The 16687-nt window shown below is 63.6% G+C and carries 15 protein-coding genes; 10 read left to right on the top strand and 5 right to left on the bottom strand.

Translation table 11 applies throughout. From position 1 onward, the window contains the following. Positions 1 to 16 precede the first annotated feature (16 nt). The gene (locus I6L47_RS20980) at positions 17 to 1027 is read left to right on the top strand and encodes a LacI family DNA-binding transcriptional regulator (protein WP_216948272.1); all 1011 of its coding nucleotides are present in this window, start codon (positions 17 to 19) and stop codon (positions 1025 to 1027) included. 91 nt (positions 1028 to 1118) lie between these two features. Here I6L47_RS20980 and I6L47_RS20985 read toward each other — a convergent pair whose 3' ends face one another. The 4 genes from I6L47_RS20985 to I6L47_RS21000 form a co-directional block, all read right to left on the bottom strand. After that, positions 1119 to 1847: an MgtC/SapB family protein gene (locus I6L47_RS20985; RefSeq protein ID WP_216948273.1), complete on the bottom strand. Its 729-nt coding sequence runs from the start codon at positions 1845 to 1847 to the stop codon at positions 1119 to 1121. Between the two features lie 217 nt (positions 1848 to 2064). After that, positions 2065 to 2469 carry a hypothetical protein gene (locus tag I6L47_RS20990; protein ID WP_005359258.1) on the bottom strand — a complete coding sequence of 135 codons (405 nt, stop codon included), beginning with the start codon at positions 2467 to 2469 and terminating at the stop codon, positions 2065 to 2067. Between the two features lie 380 nt (positions 2470 to 2849). Further along, positions 2850 to 4121: an NAD(P)/FAD-dependent oxidoreductase gene (locus I6L47_RS20995; RefSeq protein ID WP_005338013.1), complete on the bottom strand. Its 1272-nt coding sequence runs from the start codon at positions 4119 to 4121 to the stop codon at positions 2850 to 2852. A 54-nt stretch (positions 4122 to 4175) separates the two neighbouring features. After that, positions 4176 to 4361: a DUF2892 domain-containing protein gene (locus I6L47_RS21000; RefSeq protein WP_005344304.1), complete on the bottom strand. Its 186-nt coding sequence runs from the start codon at positions 4359 to 4361 to the stop codon at positions 4176 to 4178. 88 nt (positions 4362 to 4449) lie between these two features. Between I6L47_RS21000 and I6L47_RS21005 the strand changes: the two genes are divergently transcribed. The 9 genes from I6L47_RS21005 to I6L47_RS21045 are packed head-to-tail and all read left to right on the top strand — an operon-like array spanning position 4450 to position 14163. Further along, on the top strand, positions 4450 to 4764 hold the full coding sequence (locus I6L47_RS21005) for a helix-turn-helix transcriptional regulator (RefSeq protein ID WP_005338008.1): 315 nt from the start codon (positions 4450 to 4452) through the stop codon (positions 4762 to 4764). Then, positions 4764 to 5177: a YeeE/YedE family protein gene (locus I6L47_RS21010; protein ID WP_216948274.1), complete on the top strand. Its 414-nt coding sequence runs from the start codon at positions 4764 to 4766 to the stop codon at positions 5175 to 5177. Before I6L47_RS21005 ends, I6L47_RS21010 begins: the two co-directional genes overlap by 1 nt. Before the next feature lie 13 nt (positions 5178 to 5190). Continuing rightward, positions 5191 to 5661, top strand: a complete 471-nt coding sequence (locus I6L47_RS21015; RefSeq protein ID WP_216948275.1) for a YeeE/YedE family protein — start codon at positions 5191 to 5193, stop codon at positions 5659 to 5661. A 41-nt stretch (positions 5662 to 5702) separates the two neighbouring features. Continuing rightward, on the top strand, positions 5703 to 6743 hold the full coding sequence (locus tag I6L47_RS21020) for an efflux RND transporter periplasmic adaptor subunit (protein WP_216949398.1): 1041 nt from the start codon (positions 5703 to 5705) through the stop codon (positions 6741 to 6743). Further along, entirely contained in the window at positions 6736 to 9900 is a 3165-nt protein-coding gene (locus I6L47_RS21025) for an efflux RND transporter permease subunit (protein ID WP_216948276.1), read from the top strand. The genes I6L47_RS21020 and I6L47_RS21025 overlap by 8 nt, the downstream gene beginning before the upstream one ends. A 27-nt stretch (positions 9901 to 9927) precedes the next feature. Then, a complete protein-coding gene (locus I6L47_RS21030; RefSeq protein ID WP_216948277.1) occupies positions 9928 to 11067 on the top strand; it encodes an efflux RND transporter periplasmic adaptor subunit in 1140 nt (379 codons plus the stop codon). Then, a complete protein-coding gene (locus I6L47_RS21035) occupies positions 11060 to 11749 on the top strand; it encodes an ABC transporter ATP-binding protein (protein WP_216948278.1) in 690 nt (229 codons plus the stop codon). The genes I6L47_RS21030 and I6L47_RS21035 overlap by 8 nt, the downstream gene beginning before the upstream one ends. After that, positions 11750 to 12964, top strand: a complete 1215-nt coding sequence (locus tag I6L47_RS21040; protein ID WP_216948279.1) for an ABC transporter permease — start codon at positions 11750 to 11752, stop codon at positions 12962 to 12964. Then, positions 12964 to 14163: an ABC transporter permease gene (locus I6L47_RS21045; protein WP_201942140.1), complete on the top strand. Its 1200-nt coding sequence runs from the start codon at positions 12964 to 12966 to the stop codon at positions 14161 to 14163. Before I6L47_RS21040 ends, I6L47_RS21045 begins: the two co-directional genes overlap by 1 nt. 50 nt (positions 14164 to 14213) lie before the next feature. On the opposite strand, the gene I6L47_RS21050 is transcribed toward I6L47_RS21045, so the two are convergent. Continuing rightward, positions 14214 to 16628, bottom strand: coding sequence for a diguanylate cyclase (locus I6L47_RS21050; RefSeq protein ID WP_254204876.1), 2415 nt, complete (start codon positions 16626 to 16628; stop codon positions 14214 to 14216). Positions 16629 to 16687: the final 59 nt, after the last annotated feature.

Consider the following 16687-nt stretch of genomic DNA (forward strand, 5'->3'; position numbering starts at 1 on the left):
TCAGCCGGGAGGCCAGGTGGAGAAGAAGAAACGGATCACGATTGCCCAGATCGCCGAACTGGCGGGGGTGTCCAAGGCGACCGCCAGTCTGGTGCTCAACGGGAAGAGTGCGGAGTACCGGATCGCCGACGATACCCGCAAGCGCATTCAGGCGGTGGCGGAGGAGTGTCACTACCTGCCGAGCTTTCATGCCCGCTCCCTGCGCGAGACCCGCAGCTACACCTGGGGGCTGGTGATCCCCGATCTCACCAACTTCGGTTTTGCCCGCATCGCCCGCGCCCTCGAGGCCCACTGCCGGGAGGCGGGCATCCAGTTGCTGATCGCCTGCTCCGAAGATGATCCCGCCCTCGAGCAGCGGGTGGTGGACAATCTCATCAGCCGCCAGGTGGATGGGCTGATTGTCGCCTCCAGCGGCCACAGCGATGACATCTATGCCCGTATTCACGACCGCCTGCCGGTGGTGCAGCTCGACCGCCATATTGGCGAGTCGCGCCTGCCCATGGTGATCTCCGATGCCTGCAAGGCCACCGCCGAGCTGGTGCGGGACATGGCCAGCGAGTGCGGCGAGGAGATCTACTACTTCGGCGGCCTGCTGGATCTCTCCCCCAGTCGTCACCGGCTGGCGGGTTATGAGCTGGGGCTCCATCGCGCCGGTTTTGAAGCCGATGTAGCCCGGGTGCGTCATCGCGACTACCAGCCGAGCTCCGGTTATCAGCTGATGGCCGAGCTGGTGGCCGAGCTGGGGGCGCCCCCCAAGGGGCTCTTTACCGCCTCCTTTACCCTGCTGGAAGGAGTACTGCGCTACCTTAACGAGGCGGGGTTGATGGAGACAGGCATGCGCCTGTGTACCTTCGACGATCACGACCTGCTCGACTGCATTCCCATGCGCATCGACTCGGTGGCACAGGATTGTCCGGCGCTGGCCCTCGCCGCTTTCGAGCTGATGCAGCAACTGATTGCGGGCAATCCCCCGGCGCAGACTGCCCAGGTGATCACCCCCAGGGTGCGCTGGCGCAGTCGCCGCTAGCCACTCTTCGCCCATCCCATATGAGAAAGCCCCGCCATTGCTGGCGGGGCTTTTTGCTGCGGGCGGATGGCTCGTTCCTCTGACCGGCAGCTCAATCGGTGGTACTGGTGCGCCAGAACACCTGCTTGATATGGGGGTGGATGGCCAGCTTTTGCATCAGGGCATCCAGCTCGTCGCCATCGATGGAGGTAGCCAGCAACACCGCAGAGATCTCCAGATCCCCCTCGCCAAACGGCTCGATGTCGAGTTCGCTCAAGGGGTAGTTGGCCTGCTCCAGCATCTCTTCCAGCCAGTGCAGCACCTCTTTTTGATGTTCGCGCTGGGTCAGGGCCGTCACCTTGTAGGTCACTTCGGTGTCGGTATTGTCCACCGGGCGACGGTTGATCTGATTGACCAGCGGTCTCAGCAGGGTGTTGGCGGCCAGCACGAACAGGGCACCCAGAATTGCCTCCATGGCCAGCCCGGCGCCACAGGCGGCGCCGACAGCAGCGACACCCCAGAGGGTGGCTGCGGTGTTGATGCCGCGGATATTGCCCGATTCGCGCATGATGACGCCGGCACCGAGAAAGCCGATGCCGGAGACAATATAGGCCACCACATGGACCACGTTGTAGTTGCCGCCGTGCAGGTCATAGATTCGCTGGGCCAGACTGACGAACAGGGCGGCTCCCACGGCGACCAGCACGTTGGTGCGCAGGCCAGCGGTACGTTGGCGGTACTGGCGCTCCAGCCCGACCAGACTGCCGAGCACAAAGGCGATCAGCAGGCTGGCCAGGGTGTCGAGCAGGGAGATCATGTCAATTTGTTGCCACATCTTCATGGCGTACTCCTTCTGATAAGTGCTGGCTTGGCGCAATCCATGATGAGACGCCCTATGGCGGATGGATCAGGGGTGATTGCGCGGATGGCCAGCAGAAAAACAAAAACGCGGCGTCCCGAGGCGCGAGCATCATCGGATGCCCTGACGCTCGGAGAGGATGCAACAAGGGGGGCCAGCGTGGCTGGCCTCTTTCACAGTGGTTAACGCAGGTGTGCGGTCAGTTGAGCTCGGGATCGCAGTCGATGCGCGGGCGCAGTTGCCAGCGCACCGGATGTGCTACTCCGACCTGATGAACAAACTGCACCAGATAGCGTCGCTGGGGCGGGGTGCACTGCAGGTTGAGCACCAGCTCTCGCCCGCCGCCGCGACCCGGCTTCATCGATTGCATCGGTTGCAGCCCGGCCGGTTGCAACGTGTGGTTCACCATATCCAGCACCTGCTCCATATCGGCGCGATCCTCACAGCGGATCTGCAGCCGGTAGTGGTGCTGACGCTGTTTGCCGCCCAGCCAGCGTGGCAGCATGCCACGGCCGAGCCGGCTCAACAGGGGGTGAGCCCGGGTAGCAACAGAACCTGTTGCGACCGCGCGATCCGCAGCCGGTTTGATTGAGATAAAACGCATAGCAGCCTCCTTGTGGGAAGCAGAAACTATGCAGGCATGGCGACCGTGGCGATTGGCCTCTGGTTGCCAGACGTCAAGTGTAAAAAGGGAGAAGAGGGGAGTGGATTTCCGCTTCTCGCAGGGTTGCGAGTGGCGGCAGAGAAAGACCTGCGGCTAGCTCGCGACCTTGGTACCGACGATGAGGGTCGGTCTACAACTGTCACTTGATGAGTTGCCCACTGATGGTCTCCGCTATTGATAAGAGGCTCGAATGATAGCCGAGGCGGCAGGCAGGGTAAACCCCGCGCTGCCCGCAGCAACATCTTGAAACATAATCGAAAGCCCCGTTTTGCCGCGCAGGGCCGCCAAAAGCAGACCCGGCGAGGGCCGAGTCTGCGGGGTCATTCGGTCTTGTCGATACCGAGGTATTTGAGCATCAGTTTCTCGTAGATGGGCTCGGTATCCCCCACCTGCATCTTGTGCAGAAAGTACTTCTCGAAGGCGATCTTGGCCAGATGGACCCACTTTCCTTTCTTGAACCAGGCGACGTTGCGCGGCGGGATCTGCGGCATGGCGACGAAAGCGGCACCTGTGTCCCCCATGTCTGCCAGACAGATGGCATTCCATACTGCCTTGGTCACCGGCGGCTGGCCGCTGAGCTCCGCCTTGATGTTGTGGCTCAGAGTGCGCACCATCGCCTCAATCATATAGCCGGTCTTGGGCACCCCGGTTGGTACCGGCGTCTTGTGCGGCGGTGCAATGGCGATGCAGACCCCGGCGGCGTAAATCTGCGGGAAGGCGGGGTTGCGCTGGTGCTCGTCGACGATGACAAAGCCGCGGGGATTGACCAGCCCCTCGATGCCCCGCAGCGGCGCAATGCCGACAAAGGCGGGCAGCATCATGGCGTGTTTGTAGGGCAGGGTGTGGGTGCGCTTGATGTTGCCCTCATCGTCCAGCTCCTCCACCGTCATCTGGCCATCTTGCGCCGCCACGGTGCGGGCATTGCAGATCCACTGCACGTCGCGCATCCGCAATTCGCTCTCCAGCATCCCCTTGGAATCGCCCACACCGTTTAGACCAAGGTGGCCGATGTAGGGCTCGCTGGTGACAAAGGTCATGGGCACATTCTTTCTCACCTTCTTGTCGCGCAGGTGGCGATCGAGGATGAACGCGTACTCGTAGGCGGGACCGAAGCAGGAGGCGCCCGGCATGGCACCGACAATCACAGGGCCGGGCTCATCGACCAGTGCGCTGACACTGTGGCGGCACTCTTCGGCGTGGGAGAGGGTACAGACGCTGGTGGTGCCACCGGATTCGGGGCCAGCCCCCGTCACCTCGTCAAAGGCGAGGGCCGGGCCGGTGCAGATCGCCAGAAAGTCGTAACGCAGGGTCTGGCCATCGGAGAGGGTGAGCTGCTGCGCCGCCGGTTGCAGCTCGGTCAGGGCGGCATGGATAAAGCGGATCCCCTTTTTCTTCACATGGGGTTCGATGGGGATCGAGGTCTCCTTGCGCTCCCGCCACTGGACGGCAATCCAGGGGTTGGAGGGGGTAAATTCAAAGTCCGGCTTGTCATTGATGAGGATCACCTCATGCTGCTTGCCCAGTTCGGCCTTGAGTTCGTAGGCGGCAGACATGCCCCCCAGACCCGCGCCGATGACGATTACCGTTGCCATGTTCAGCCTCCTGCGTTTATTACACGCTCATGTGAGCCGGGTCATCCGACCCGTTTATTTAAAACCTATCCGTTTGAGGATCATCGCTGCCGGGCAGAAACCGGTGAATGCGCTCTGGATCAGGTTGACCCCGACAAAGGCACTCAACCAGACAAAGCCCGGATGAACCCAGGTGGTAAGGATAAGCGAGAGCAGCAACATGCAACCCGCGACGATTCTGACTCCGTTATCTACTGTCATGGTCTTTCTCCTCATCTACTTTAGATATTGCTAATTTAGTGTTGTTTTATACAATAGAACAAATATCAGCAATTGCTAATTTACTCTTATGAGCCAATTCGACGAGATGAACAGACATGCGACAGCCGCCGCCTCCCTGCTCAAGGCGTTGGCTCATCCCGAACGCCTGATGGTGCTCTGCCAGCTGGTGGAGGGGGAGAAGGGGGTCGGGGAGCTGCTGGCCCATAGCCAACTCGGGCAGTCGGCCTTCTCCCAGCAACTTTCGGTATTGAAGCGCTACGGCCTGATCCGTTCGCGCAAGGTCTCCCAGCAGATCTACTACTCGCTGGTGAGCGAGGCGGCGGCCGATGTACTGGGAGCGTTGCAAACCCATTTTTGTCACTCGGAAAATAAGGAATCTTGATGATGGAAAGCCAATGGCTGCTCTCTTTGGGCGGTGGCATGCTGGCGGGGCTGTCGGCCCTGATCCTGATGTTGTTCAACGGCCGGGTAGCCGGGATCAGCGGCATTTTGGGCGGTGCGCTGCAACACCGTGCACCGTGGCGGGTGCTGTTTCTGCTGGGGCTGGGGGCGGGCGCCTGGTTGGCGCTGACTCTGGGTTGGGCCACCATGCCCGCATTCACCACCTTGCCCGGCTGGCCTGTAGTGCTGCTGGCCGGTCTGCTGGTCGGCATCGGTACCCGTCTTGGCAATGGCTGCACCAGCGGCCACGGCATCTGTGGCATGGGGCGGCTCTCCCTGCGCTCCATCGTCGCCACCCTGACCTTTATGGCGGCTGGCTTTATCACCGTCTTCGTCACTCATCATCTGCTGTAAGGGGCTGATTGCCATGAAGTTGCTGACAAGTTTGTTTGCGGGTGTGTTGTTCGGACTGGGGATGGCCATCTCCGGCATGATGGATCCCGCCCGGGTCACCGGTTTTCTCGATCTGGCCGGGGCCTGGGATCCCAGCCTCGCCTTTGTGATGGGGGGCGCCCTGCTGGTCTTTATGCCGGGTTACTTTCTGCTGGTGAAACCCCGTCGCCAGAGTGTGCTGGGGGAGCCCATCGCTGCCGTACCGGCCCCTCGGCTGGATCGCCGGCTGATCGGCGGGGCGGCGCTGTTTGGCATCGGCTGGGGATTGGTGGGTATCTGCCCGGGGCCTGCTCTGAGTCTCATTTCCAGCGGGCAGCCCATGATAATGTTGTTTATAGCGGCCATGGTGGCCGGGATCTTGCTGTTTGACAGAGGGCTGGCCAAGGTGCTGACCAAGGCGCCAGTTCCGGGAGTGGATAAGGTGCGCCAGTCCCATACCGCCTGATCCCGTGAAGTGACAGATTACGCCAGGGAAGGAGAGTAATGATGGAAAAGATCCGGTTGCTGGGGATCACCTTGTTGGTGATGACATCGCAGGCCATGACATCCCCCCGGGCCTTTGCCGCGGACGGGGAGCCAGAGCCCTTGTTGACAGTGGCGCCACAGGCGGTGACCGACTGGCTGACGCTGGATGGCACCGTCAGTGCCATCAATCAGGGGACGGTGGCGGCCCAGACCAGCGGCCGGGTCTCCCGCATGCTGGTGGATGTGAACGATCAGGTGCAGGCGGGGCAACCACTGCTGGAGATCAGCGGCAAGGAGCAGTTTGCCGCCGTCACTGGTGCCGAGGCGCGGCTGGCGCGGGCGCAGGCCCAGCAAGTGGAAGCCGAGCGCCAGCTCGCCCGCTTTCAGGCGCTGATTGCCAAGGGGGTGATCACCCGCGCCCAGCTCGATAATGCCCAGGCGACTGATCGCGCCGCCCGCGCTGAGGTGAACGCTGCCGATGCGGCTCTCACTCAGGCCCGTGAGGCCTACGGTTATACCCGCATTCTGGCCCCTTACGCCGGAGTTGTGACCAAACGGCTGGTAGAGCTGGGGGAGACTGTCGCCCCCGGTACCCCGCTGCTCTCCGGCTTCTCTCTAGACACACTGCGGGTGGAGGTGGAGTTGCCCCAATCCGCCCTGACGCTTGCTCGTGAGCCTGCGGATGTGCAGGTGCTGCTGCCGGATGGCAAGTCTGTTACCCCGGTCAAACTGACCCGCTTTAACTATGCCGACAGTCAGAGCCACGCCTTCAGGTTGCGCCTCGACTTGCCGCTGCAAACCGCCGGGGTATTGCCCGGCATGTGGCTCAAGGTGCAGCTCAAGCAGGGTGAGCGTCAGGTGTTGCAGGTGCCGGTACGCGCTCTGCTGCGGCAAGGGGAGTTCAACGGCGTCTATCTGCAGCAGCCTGCTGGCTGGGCCCTGACGCCGGTGCGGGTCGGCCATTGCTTTGAAGGGCAGTGCGAGATCCTGGCCGGGCTGCAAGCCGGTGACAAGCTGGCCCCCGATGCCTGGGCGCAGCAGCAGGAGGTGGCCCATGAGTAGCGAGCTGAACGGCAACAAGGAGAGGCTGGGGCCTGCTGGTCGGCTGGCTGCGCTGTTTCAGGGCTCGGCCATCACCCCGCTGCTGGCGCTGGTGGGGCTGTTGCTCGGTCTGTTTGCAGTGCTGGTGACCCCCAAGGAGGAGGAGCCGCAGATCGATGTCACCTTCGCCGATGTCTATATTCCCTTCCCGGGAGCCACTCCGGCTGAAGTGGCCTCTCTCGTTACCACCCCAGCCGAGCAGGTGGTCTCTCAGATAAAGGGTATTGATACCCTTTACTCTTTTTCCCAACCCGATGGCGCCCTGCTGGTGGTGGTGTTCAATGTGGGTGTTAGCCGCGAGCAGGCCATCGTCGATCTCAACAACCAGCTCGACTCCAACCGCGACTGGTTGCCACAGGGGATCGGAGTCGGTCAGCCACTGGTGAAACCCCGGGGGATCGATGATGTCCCCATCGTCAGTTTGACCTTATGGAGCAAAGAGGGGAGCAAGCAACTGGGGGCACCCGAACTGACCCGGGTCGCCCATGAGCTGGAGACCGAACTCAAGCGCATTCCCGGTACCCGCGATATTTACACGCTGGGCAGCCAGAGCGCCGTGCTGCGGGTGATGCCGGATCCGGCGGCCCTCAGCGCCCACGGCATCAGCTGGGGCGAGCTGAGCCAGCGACTGGCGGCCGCCAATCAGGTGGGCCCGATACAGGCCATCGAGCAAGAAAACCGGGAGATCAAGGTACAGGTGGGGCAGTTCCTGCAAAGTGAGCAGGAGGCTAGAGAGCTGGTGGTGGGGCTGCACGACGGCAAGCCGGTCTATCTGGGGGAGGTGGCCAGGGTCTCTCTGGGTCAGGAGACCCCGACCAAGCGCAGCTGGATGGGGATGGGGCAGGCCAGTTATCCGGCGGTGACCCTGGCCATCGGCAAGCAGCCGGGCCAGAACGCGGTCGATGTGGCCAAGCGGGTGGAGGCGCGGGTCGAGAGTTTGCAGAACCGGCTCATCCCTGCCGGGGTCGAGGTGACGGTGACCCGGGACTACGGCGTCACCGCCGAGACCAAATCCAACACCCTGATCGGCAAGCTCATTTTTGCCACCACAGCGGTGGTGCTGCTGGTGCTGGTGAGCATGGGTTGGCGAGAGGCGCTGGTGGTGGGCGTTGCCATCGTCATCACCCTGGCACTGACCCTGTTTGCCAGCTGGGCGTGGGGCTTTACCCTCAACCGGGTGTCGCTGTTTGCGCTGATCTTCTCCATCGGCATTCTGGTGGATGACGCCATAGTCGTGGTGGAGAACATCCACCGCCATCGCGGTTTGGGCAAGGGGGTGCTCAAGGAGCTTATTCCGGGGGCGGTGGACGAGGTGGGGGGGCCGACCATACTGGCGACCCTGACCGTCATCGCGGCCCTGCTGCCGATGGCCTTTGTCAGCGGGCTGATGGGCCCTTACATGAGCCCCATCCCCATCAATGCCAGCATGGGGATGCTCATCTCCCTGCTGGTGGCCTTTATCTTCTCCCCCTGGCTGGCGAGCCATTTGCTCAAGGATGAGGTGCACGGTGCCCACGGCGAGGCCAAGGCTGGCCTCTTTCACCGGCTGATGACCCCTTTCCTGATTGGTGATGGCGCCAAGCGCGCCAGACGCAAGCTCTGGCTGGCGGTGTTGCTGCTGGTCGGGGCGGCTACCGCCATGCCGGTGGTGCAGTGGGTGGTGCTCAAGATGCTCCCCTTTGACAACAAATCTGAATTTCAGCTGGTGCTCGATATGCCGGAGGGGGCGACCCTGGAGCAGACCGAGCGCACCCTGCTGGCGGTTGGGCGGGAGCTTGCCAAGGTGGAGGAGGTGAAGGATTACCAGATCTACGCCGGCACCGCCGCCCCCATCAATTTCAACGGGCTGGTGCGCCACTACTTTATCCGCAGCGGCGCCAACGTGGGGGATATTCAGGTCAATCTGGTGGACAAGCATGAGCGGGATCGCAGTAGCCACCAGATTGCCCAGTCGGTTCGGGAGCCGCTGCAGGCCATCGCCAGTGCGGCAGGGGGCAACCTGAAAGTCGTTGAGGTGCCGCCCGGCCCGCCGGTCTGGTCTCCCATAGTCGCGGAAGTGTATGGCCCGACGCCTGCCGCCCGTGAAGCGGCGGCGCGCGCCGTACAGGCCCGTTTTGTAGCCACGGCGGATCTGGTTGATGTGGATATCTATCTGACCGACCCGCAGCCCAAGTGGCGGCTGGTAGTGGATCGCAGCAAGGCGGCCCTGCTCGGGGTCGATCTCGGCGACCTGGTGAGCACCCTCAATGGTGGGGTGGGTTATCAGGATGCCAGCTGGCTGCAGGGGCTCGGTGCCAAGTATCCGGTGCCGATCCGCATCGAACTGGCTCCCGGTGACAAACGGGATCTGGCGGGCGTACTGGCCCTCAAGGTGCGCAGCCAGAGCGGCCAGTTGGTGCGGGTCTCCGAGCTGGTGAGTCGCCGTGATGAGGTGGCCCCCAGCTATATCATGCACAAGAACATGCAGCCCATGGTGATGGTGGTAGCCGACATGGGTGGCCATACCGACAGCCCGCTCTACGGCATGTTTGCCGCCGGTGCCGATATCGACCTGCCCCAATATTACGTGCAGCAGCCCGACAAGCTGGGGGAGGTGGCGCTGTTGTGGGACGGTGAGTGGAAGATCACCTACGAGACCTTCCGCGACATGGGTATCGCCTACGGGGTGGGGATGATCCTCATCTATCTGCTGGTGGTGGCCCAGTTCCGCTCCTATCTGGTGCCGCTCATCATCATGGCTCCCATTCCGCTCACCATCATAGGGGTGATGCCGGGCCACGCCCTGCTGGGAGCCCAGTTTACCGCCACCTCGATGATCGGGATGATCGCCCTGGCCGGGATCATCGTACGCAACAGCATCCTGCTGGTGGACTTTATCGAGCAGCAGCGCAGCGCCGGAGTGGCGTTCGAGCAGGCGGTGATCGAAGCGGCGCAGGTACGGGCCAAACCCATCATGCTGACGGCACTGGCGGCGATGATCGGGGCTCTGTTTATCCTCGATGATCCCATCTTCAACGGACTGGCCATCAGCCTGATTTTCGGGATCCTGGTCTCCACTTTGCTCACCCTGGTGGTGATACCCTTGCTCTATTATGCCCTGCTCTCCCGACGCTCATGACGGGAGTCACTAGCGAAAGGATGCGCGATGAAGAGAGGTTGGTTGTGGTGGGGAAGTGGCGCTGTGGTAGCGGTGGCTGCTCTGGCATGGTGGTGGCGACCGCAGCCGACGCCGATTAGGCTGGCAGAGGTCGGGCGGGGGGATGTGCTGGTCACTGTGGTCAACACCCGGGCTGGCACCATTAAGTCGTGTCAGCGGGCCGGGCTCAGTCTGCCCGGTGGCGGCGTGGTGGAGCAGATCGCCGTCAAGGCCGGGGAGCGGGTAGCCCGGGGAGATCTGCTGCTGACCCTCTGGAGCGACGATATTCACGCCGATCTTGCCCGTGCCCGTGCCCAGCAGGCGCTCGGCAAGACCCAGCGCGAGGAGCGTTGCAGCGAGGCGGCCTACTACGAGCGGGAGGCCAACAGGCTGGCCACCTTGCTGGCCAAAAACCTCACCTCCCGCACCCTCGCCGAGCAGGCCCAGAATCTGGCCGATACCCGCCGCTATGTCTGTCAGGCATCCCGTCAGCAGGAGCGGGTCGACGAGGCGCAGGTCGCCCAGGTGGAGGCTCGCTTGAGCGAGCGCCGTCTGCTGGCGCCGTTTGCCGGTGTGGTGGCGGAGGTCAACAGCAAGCTGGGCGAATACATGACCCCCTCACCGCCCGGAGTAGCCATGCCCCCGGTTATCGATCTCATCGACGATCGCTGTCTGTATGTCTCTGCCCCCATCGATGAGGTGGATGCTGCCCGCCTCAAGGTGGGTCAGTCTGCCCGGGTACTGCTCGACGCCATGCCCGGGCGCGATTTTGCCTCTACCGTCACCCGTATCGCCCCCTATGTGAAGGAGCTGGAGAAGCAGGCCCGCACCGTGGAGGTGGAGGCTGCGCTCACTGCCCTGCCCACAGATGTCCCCCTGCTTATTGGCTACAGCGCCGACCTTGAAGTCGAGGTGACCCGCGCTACCGATGTGCTGCGGGTAGCGGCCAGCAGCCGGGCCGACGATGGCAGCGTGCTGCGGCTGGAAGGGGATAAGCTGGTGCGGGTGGTACCCCGTTGGGGTGTGGAGAACTGGAACTGGATTGAAGTCGCCGAGGGGCTCGCCGCCGGTGATCGGCTGGCAGCTCAGCCCGGACAGATTGTCGGGGAGGGCCCTTTCAGCGACGCCACGGAACAGACGGATGAGTGATCTCATTCGCCTTGATGCAGTCAGCCGTCGCTTCACTCTGGGGGGGAGCGAAGTGGCTGCCCTCGATCGCGTCTCTCTGCGGGTTGCCGAGGGGGAGTATCTGGCGGTGATGGGCCCCTCTGGCTCCGGCAAATCGACTCTGCTCAATGTGCTGGGGCTGCTGGATCGGCCCGATGAGGGGCGCTACTGGCTGGGAGGGGAGGATACCGCCACCCTGTCAGAGCCGGCGCTGGCCCAGCTGCGCGGCCATCGCATCGGTTTCGTGTTCCAGTCGTTTCACCTCATCTCCCGCCTCACCGCCCGTGAAAACGTCGAGTTGCCGCTGATGCTGTGCGGGATCGCCCCCGCCGAGCGCCATCGCCGCAGCCAGCAGTTGCTGGGGGAGCTGGGGCTGGAGAACCGGGCCGGACACCGCCCTGCCGAACTATCCGGCGGTCAGCGTCAGCGGGTAGCCATCGCCCGGGCCATGGCAATGGCGCCGCGGCTGATCCTGGCCGACGAGCCCACCGGCAATCTCGACTCCCGCTCCGGGGAGGAGGTGATTACCCTGCTGGAGGAGCTCAACCGGGAGCAGGGGATCACGCTGGTGGTGGTAACCCATGATCCGCGCCTCGGTGAGCGGGCGGGCAGGCGGATCCTGATGAACGATGGCCGCATCAACATTGATAGCGGCGGTGGCTGAATGCGGCGCCCCGATGTGATCCGCTTTGCCGCCGTGGCTCTGCTGCGCCAGCGCTCACGGGCGCTGGTCTTGATCCTGGCGGTGAGTCTGAGCGTCACCTCGGTGCTGCTGCTCACCGCGCTGGGTGAGGGGGCGAGGCGTTATGTGGCCGACCAGTTCAGCTCCCTTGGCAAGGATCTGCTGGTGATGTTCCCGGGCCGCAAGGAGACCACCGGCGGGCTGCCGCCGGTCACCGGCAACAGTCTGCGGCAGATCACTCTCGATGATATGCACTATCTTGGCCAGCACCAGCCAAACGTGCGACTGGTGCCGCTGGTGATGGGCTTTGCCGAGGCCAAACAGGGGGCACGGCTGCGCCAGACCATGCTGCTTGGCAGCAGCAACGGGCTGCGCGATACCCACGGGCTGGAACTGCTCTCCGGTCGCTGGCTACCGGGGGATGCCGCAGAGGATCGGCCGGTCGTCCTGCTCGGGGCCGTGGTGGCCCGGGAGCTGTTCGGTCAGGCCGATCCGGTCGGCCAGTGGCTGCGTTTTGACAATCGCCGCTTTCGGGTGGTGGGGGTCTTCACCAGCCAGAGCAGCAATCTGGGGATGGACATGGCGGAAGCCGCGCTGATCCCGGTCGGCAGCGCCATGCGGCTGTTCAATACCGAGGGGCTGTTTCGGCTGCTGATCCAGCCGCTGGCGGGGCAAGCGGTGCCCCCGCTGGTCAAGCGACTGGAGCAGCTGATGCAGGCGCGCCACGGGGTGCTCGATGTGACCGTGGTGCGCCGTGACGCCATGCTGGCCACCTTCTCCACCATTCTCTCGACCCTTACTCTGGCAGTTGCCGGTATTGGCGCAATCAGCCTGCTGGTCTCCGGCATCATGATGATGAATCTGGCGCTGATCAGCACCCGCCAGCGCACCGGCGAGATCGGCCTGCTCAAGGCGCTGGGGGCCGACAGTCGTCAGATCCGCCAGCTGTTTTTGTGGGAGGCGTTGCTGCTGAGCGGCAGTGGCGCGCTGTTTGGCACTGTGTTGGGCTATGCCCTGGTTGCCCTCGCCGGAGTGATTTGGCCCGGATTTCCGGCGGCAGTCCCTCTGCTCGCTACTTTCTGCACCATACCTGCGGCCCTGCTGACCGGGCTGTTTTTTAGCTGGCTGCCCGCCTCCCGGGCGGCACGGCAAGATCCGGTCAGCAGCCTGCGCAGCGGGCAGTGGAGCGGTGGCTGATGCGCGCCGCGGATCTGCTGTTCTGGCTCTGGCGCGCCTTGCTGGCGGGGCGCAGTCGCAGTCTGCTGTCGGCGCTGGGCATTGCCATCGGGATCGCCTCGGTGACCCTGCTCACCGGCATCGGCGAGGGGCTCAGGCTCTATCTGCTCGACAGCTTCTCCCAATTTGGCACCCGGCTGATCGCCGTGACCCCAGGCAAGACCGAAACTGCCGGCGGCCCGCCCGGCATCCTCTCCAGCAGCCGTCCCCTGCTGCTGGAGGACGCCGATGCCCTCGCCAGATTGGCAGGGGTAGAGGCTGCGCTCCCTGTAGTGCAGGGGCAAGGGGAGGTGCGCAGCCGCGGGCTCACCCGCAGCACCGCCATTCTGGGCACCGGCCCGGCGGCGCTCTCCGGCTGGCGACTCACCCTGGTGCAGGGGCGTTTTCTGCCCGCGGACGACAGTGCCATGCCCCGCGCCTATGCGGTGCTGGGGGCCAAGGTGGCGGCGGAGCTGTTTCCCGGCGGCGATGGGCCGGGCAGTCTGCTGCGGGCTGGTGATCGCCGTTTTCGGGTGGCCGGGGTGCTGGCGCCCAAGGGGCAATTTCTCGGCTTTGATCTGGACGACATGATCTATCTGCCCGCCGCTCACGCCCAGGCGCTGTTCAACAAGGAGGGGCTGCAGGAGATCGACGTCATCTATCGCGCCGGGCAGACGGAGGCCGACATCACAGCCCAGATCCGGCGGGTGCTGATTGCCCGCCACGGCGCTGAGGATTTCACCCTCACCTCCCAGCAGGACATGCTGACCAGCCTCGACAAGATACTCTCCATCATCAAGCTGGCGGTTGGCGGGCTCGGCATTATCTCGCTGCTGATCGGGGCGGTCGGCATCTTCAGCATCATGAGCATCGCCCAGCAGGAGCGGATCCCCGAGGTGGGTTTGCTGATGGCGCTGGGTTGCCCACGGCGGCGCATTCTATTGTTGTTCCTGCTCGAAGCCGTGGTGCTGGCGCTGCTGGGCGGGGCCATGGGGCTGGCCCTGCTCGGCGGGCTCAAGCTACTGCTCACCCTGCTGGCGGCCGGCTTGCCGCTCACCCTCCATCCTCTCTATCTGCTGCTGGCGCTCGGTTGCAGCGCCCTGGTGGGCCTGCTGGCCGGGGTCGCTCCTGCGCTGCGGGCAGTGCGTCTCGACCCAGTTGTTGCCCTGCGCGGTGACTAGAGCGCCCCTTTCGCAAGAGGCGCGTTATGCTCGGGTCTGAACAGGGGGGACTAGGTGACCCCCTCTGCAACCGGCACGCTGCGCTCAGATCTGAACAGGGGGAAGTAGCGGCGATCCGCCTGACTCATGTGGCCGACCACCAGCTCCTGAATGATGAAGTTGAGCAGCTCATCGTTGCCCAGTGTCCCCGCTTTGGCGGCGTGCAGCAGTTGGCTTGCTTTGTTGAGCAGGCGCTGGTGATCCTGACGGTGGCTGACGAGTTCCCGATAGTCGATCTCCGCCAGCATCTGCTCTTCAAAGGCGAAGTGATGGCGGGCCATGTCGAACAGGCTCTCCAGACTCTCCAGAAACGGGGCCGGATCCTCGTGCTGATCTTTCATCCGCTCCAGCAGCCGGTTGGTCAATACGAAGAGCTGGCGATGCTCGGCATCGATGCGCGGGTGACCGCACTCGTGGCCGGGTTGCCACAGCAGCGCGCCCTGCTCGGGATCAAGGCCTTCGGTATAGAGGCAGACCCGGCCGCGGCCGCGATTCTTCGCCTGATACATGGCCTGATCGGCGTGGTGCATCAGCGTCTTGGCATCCTCCCCGTGCTCGGGATAGAGCGCCAGCCCGATACTGCTGGAGATAAGCAGCTCCTGCCCCTCCAGCTGGAACGGATGGCGCAGCTGCTGGTGCAGCTTGTCGGCCACCGCCAGCACTTCGTCGCCACTATCCGGCAGCAAGATAACGAACTCGTCGCCCCCCAGCCGTGCCACCAGATCCTGTTTGCGCACGCAGTGGCTCATCCGCTCGGCCACCATATTGAGCAGAATATCCCCGGTCTCATGGCCGAAGGTGTCGTTGATCGGCTTGAAGTGATCGAGATCGATAAACATCAGCGCCAGCGGACGGGGCGTCTCCTGCTCCATCAGCTCCTTGAGCCGTTGCTGCAGCAAGCGGCGATTGGGCAGCCCGGTGAGGGGGTCGTAGAAGGCGAGGCGGCGCATCATCTCCTCTCGCGCTGCCCGCTCGGTGATATCCCGGGTGACCCCGAGGATCGCCTCCGGCTGGGCATTGTGGTTGCCATGGAGGGTGGTGATGGTTTCGGTGGCTACCAGATGGCCATCCTTGTGGCGCAGCTGGGTGCGAATGACCCGGCGAGTCTGGTCATGTTCCCCCCGCTGCCAGGCCTCCAGGGTGGCGGAGATCTCCTCGCGCAGCAGTTGCCTTGAGGCATCGGGCAGCAGCTGTTTGAGGGGCAGGGCAAACAGCTCTGGGGCTTCGTAGCCGCTCAGAGGAGTGATGGCCGGGCTGACATAGCGAAAGCGCAAGCTGGCTGCATCCATGGTCCAGATTACATCGGCGCTGTTCTCCGCCACGAAGCGATAGTGCTGCTCGCTCTGGGCCAGTTCACGGGTCAGCCGCTGGCGATCCCGCGCCTCCTGGCGCAGGCGCAGATAGAGGTGCAAGAAGATGCCGAGCAGGGTCATCAGGGTAAAGGTGATGAGCATGGCCACCGCCACGCTCTTGTCGAGCAGTTGCCGTTGCTGGCGCAGCCGCTCCTGCGCCGGGTCGTAGATAAAGCGGTCGAGGTTGGGCAATACCGTGAGCATGCCCGCCTCCAGATAGGTTTTGGCGATCTGCAGCCAGCGCTCCTGCTGCATGTAGCCAGGTTCGATCAGATCCGGCTGCATCAGCTCTCTGGTTTCGCGAGCCTCGAACTCCAGCTGTTCACGGCCAGCCCCGGTCGGGTACTGTTCCATGATGAGGTTGATCATCTCTTCGGGGTGGTCCATCGCATAGCGCCACCCCTTGAGGCTGGCCTGCTGGAAGGCGTAGACCCGATCCTGTCGGGTGATCAGCTCCCGCTCGGAGGTAAACAGGTTGTCGCCGTAGAAGTCGAAGTCGATGGTGCGCGGACTGAAGACCCGATAGGGGATCCCTTTTTGTTGCAGATAGAAGGGCTCGGTAGTGCTGTAGGCGCTGATGGCATCCACCTTGCCCGCCAGCAGTGCCTCTATCCCCTGTTTGTAGGGGAGGGTGACCCAGTCGCGGCTGCGGGTATGGTGGGAAAGGTAGGTCAGCAGCTCGTTGGAGCCAGGCTCCAGCATCAGTCGCTTGTTGGCCAGATCGGCCGGGTTGCGAATATCTGGCCTATCCAGGGTGAGCAGAACCAGCGGCGAGTGCTGCAGCAGGGCGGCGAGCACCACCACCGGGCGACCGGCAGCCCGATCCAGCAGCAGGTCACTGCCGCTGATGCCAAACTGGGCCTTTCCCGAGATCACCTCGCTGACCACATCGGTGCGGGAGTCCGCTTCGCGCAGGGTGACATGCAGACCGGCCTCCCGATAAAACCCTTTGGCGATGGCCGCGTAGTAACCGGCAAACTGGAACTGGTGTTGCCACGGCAACTGGACGATGACCTGCTCGCCGGCTCGCACGGGGGAAGAGGTCAGGGTCGCGATGACCATACCGACCAGCATTGGCATAAACCAGCTGAGGGGCTGGCGGGGGGCTGCGTTCTCCGTCATACAACGTTTCT

This window comes from Aeromonas sp. FDAARGOS 1417 (assembly GCF_019046985.1).
GTDB classification, from domain to species: Bacteria; Pseudomonadota; Gammaproteobacteria; order Enterobacterales; family Aeromonadaceae; genus Aeromonas; species Aeromonas veronii.

What these genes read in the sequence shown, in the direction of transcription:
- I6L47_RS20985 (WP_216948273.1), bottom strand. Translation starts at nt 1,847, where the DNA reads ATGAAGATGTGGCAACAAATTGACATGATCTCCCTGCTCGACACCCTG.
- I6L47_RS20990 (WP_005359258.1), bottom strand. Translation starts at nt 2,469, where the DNA reads ATGCGTTTTATCTCAATCAAACCGGCTGCGGATCGCGCGGTCGCAACA.
- I6L47_RS20995 (WP_005338013.1), bottom strand. Translation starts at nt 4,121, where the DNA reads ATGGCAACGGTAATCGTCATCGGCGCGGGTCTGGGGGGCATGTCTGCC.
- I6L47_RS21000 (WP_005344304.1), bottom strand. Translation starts at nt 4,361, where the DNA reads ATGACAGTAGATAACGGAGTCAGAATCGTCGCGGGTTGCATGTTGCTG.
- I6L47_RS21005 (WP_005338008.1), top strand. Translation starts at nt 4,450, where the DNA reads ATGAGCCAATTCGACGAGATGAACAGACATGCGACAGCCGCCGCCTCC.
- I6L47_RS21010 (WP_216948274.1), top strand. Translation starts at nt 4,764, where the DNA reads ATGATGGAAAGCCAATGGCTGCTCTCTTTGGGCGGTGGCATGCTGGCG.
- I6L47_RS21015 (WP_216948275.1), top strand. Translation starts at nt 5,191, where the DNA reads ATGAAGTTGCTGACAAGTTTGTTTGCGGGTGTGTTGTTCGGACTGGGG.
- I6L47_RS21020 (WP_216949398.1), top strand. Translation starts at nt 5,703, where the DNA reads ATGGAAAAGATCCGGTTGCTGGGGATCACCTTGTTGGTGATGACATCG.
- I6L47_RS21025 (WP_216948276.1), top strand. Translation starts at nt 6,736, where the DNA reads ATGAGTAGCGAGCTGAACGGCAACAAGGAGAGGCTGGGGCCTGCTGGT.
- I6L47_RS21030 (WP_216948277.1), top strand. Translation starts at nt 9,928, where the DNA reads ATGAAGAGAGGTTGGTTGTGGTGGGGAAGTGGCGCTGTGGTAGCGGTG.
- I6L47_RS21035 (WP_216948278.1), top strand. Translation starts at nt 11,060, where the DNA reads ATGAGTGATCTCATTCGCCTTGATGCAGTCAGCCGTCGCTTCACTCTG.
- I6L47_RS21040 (WP_216948279.1), top strand. Translation starts at nt 11,750, where the DNA reads ATGCGGCGCCCCGATGTGATCCGCTTTGCCGCCGTGGCTCTGCTGCGC.
- I6L47_RS21045 (WP_201942140.1), top strand. Translation starts at nt 12,964, where the DNA reads ATGCGCGCCGCGGATCTGCTGTTCTGGCTCTGGCGCGCCTTGCTGGCG.
- I6L47_RS21050 (WP_254204876.1), bottom strand. Translation starts at nt 16,628, where the DNA reads ATGCTGGTCGGTATGGTCATCGCGACCCTGACCTCTTCCCCCGTGCGA.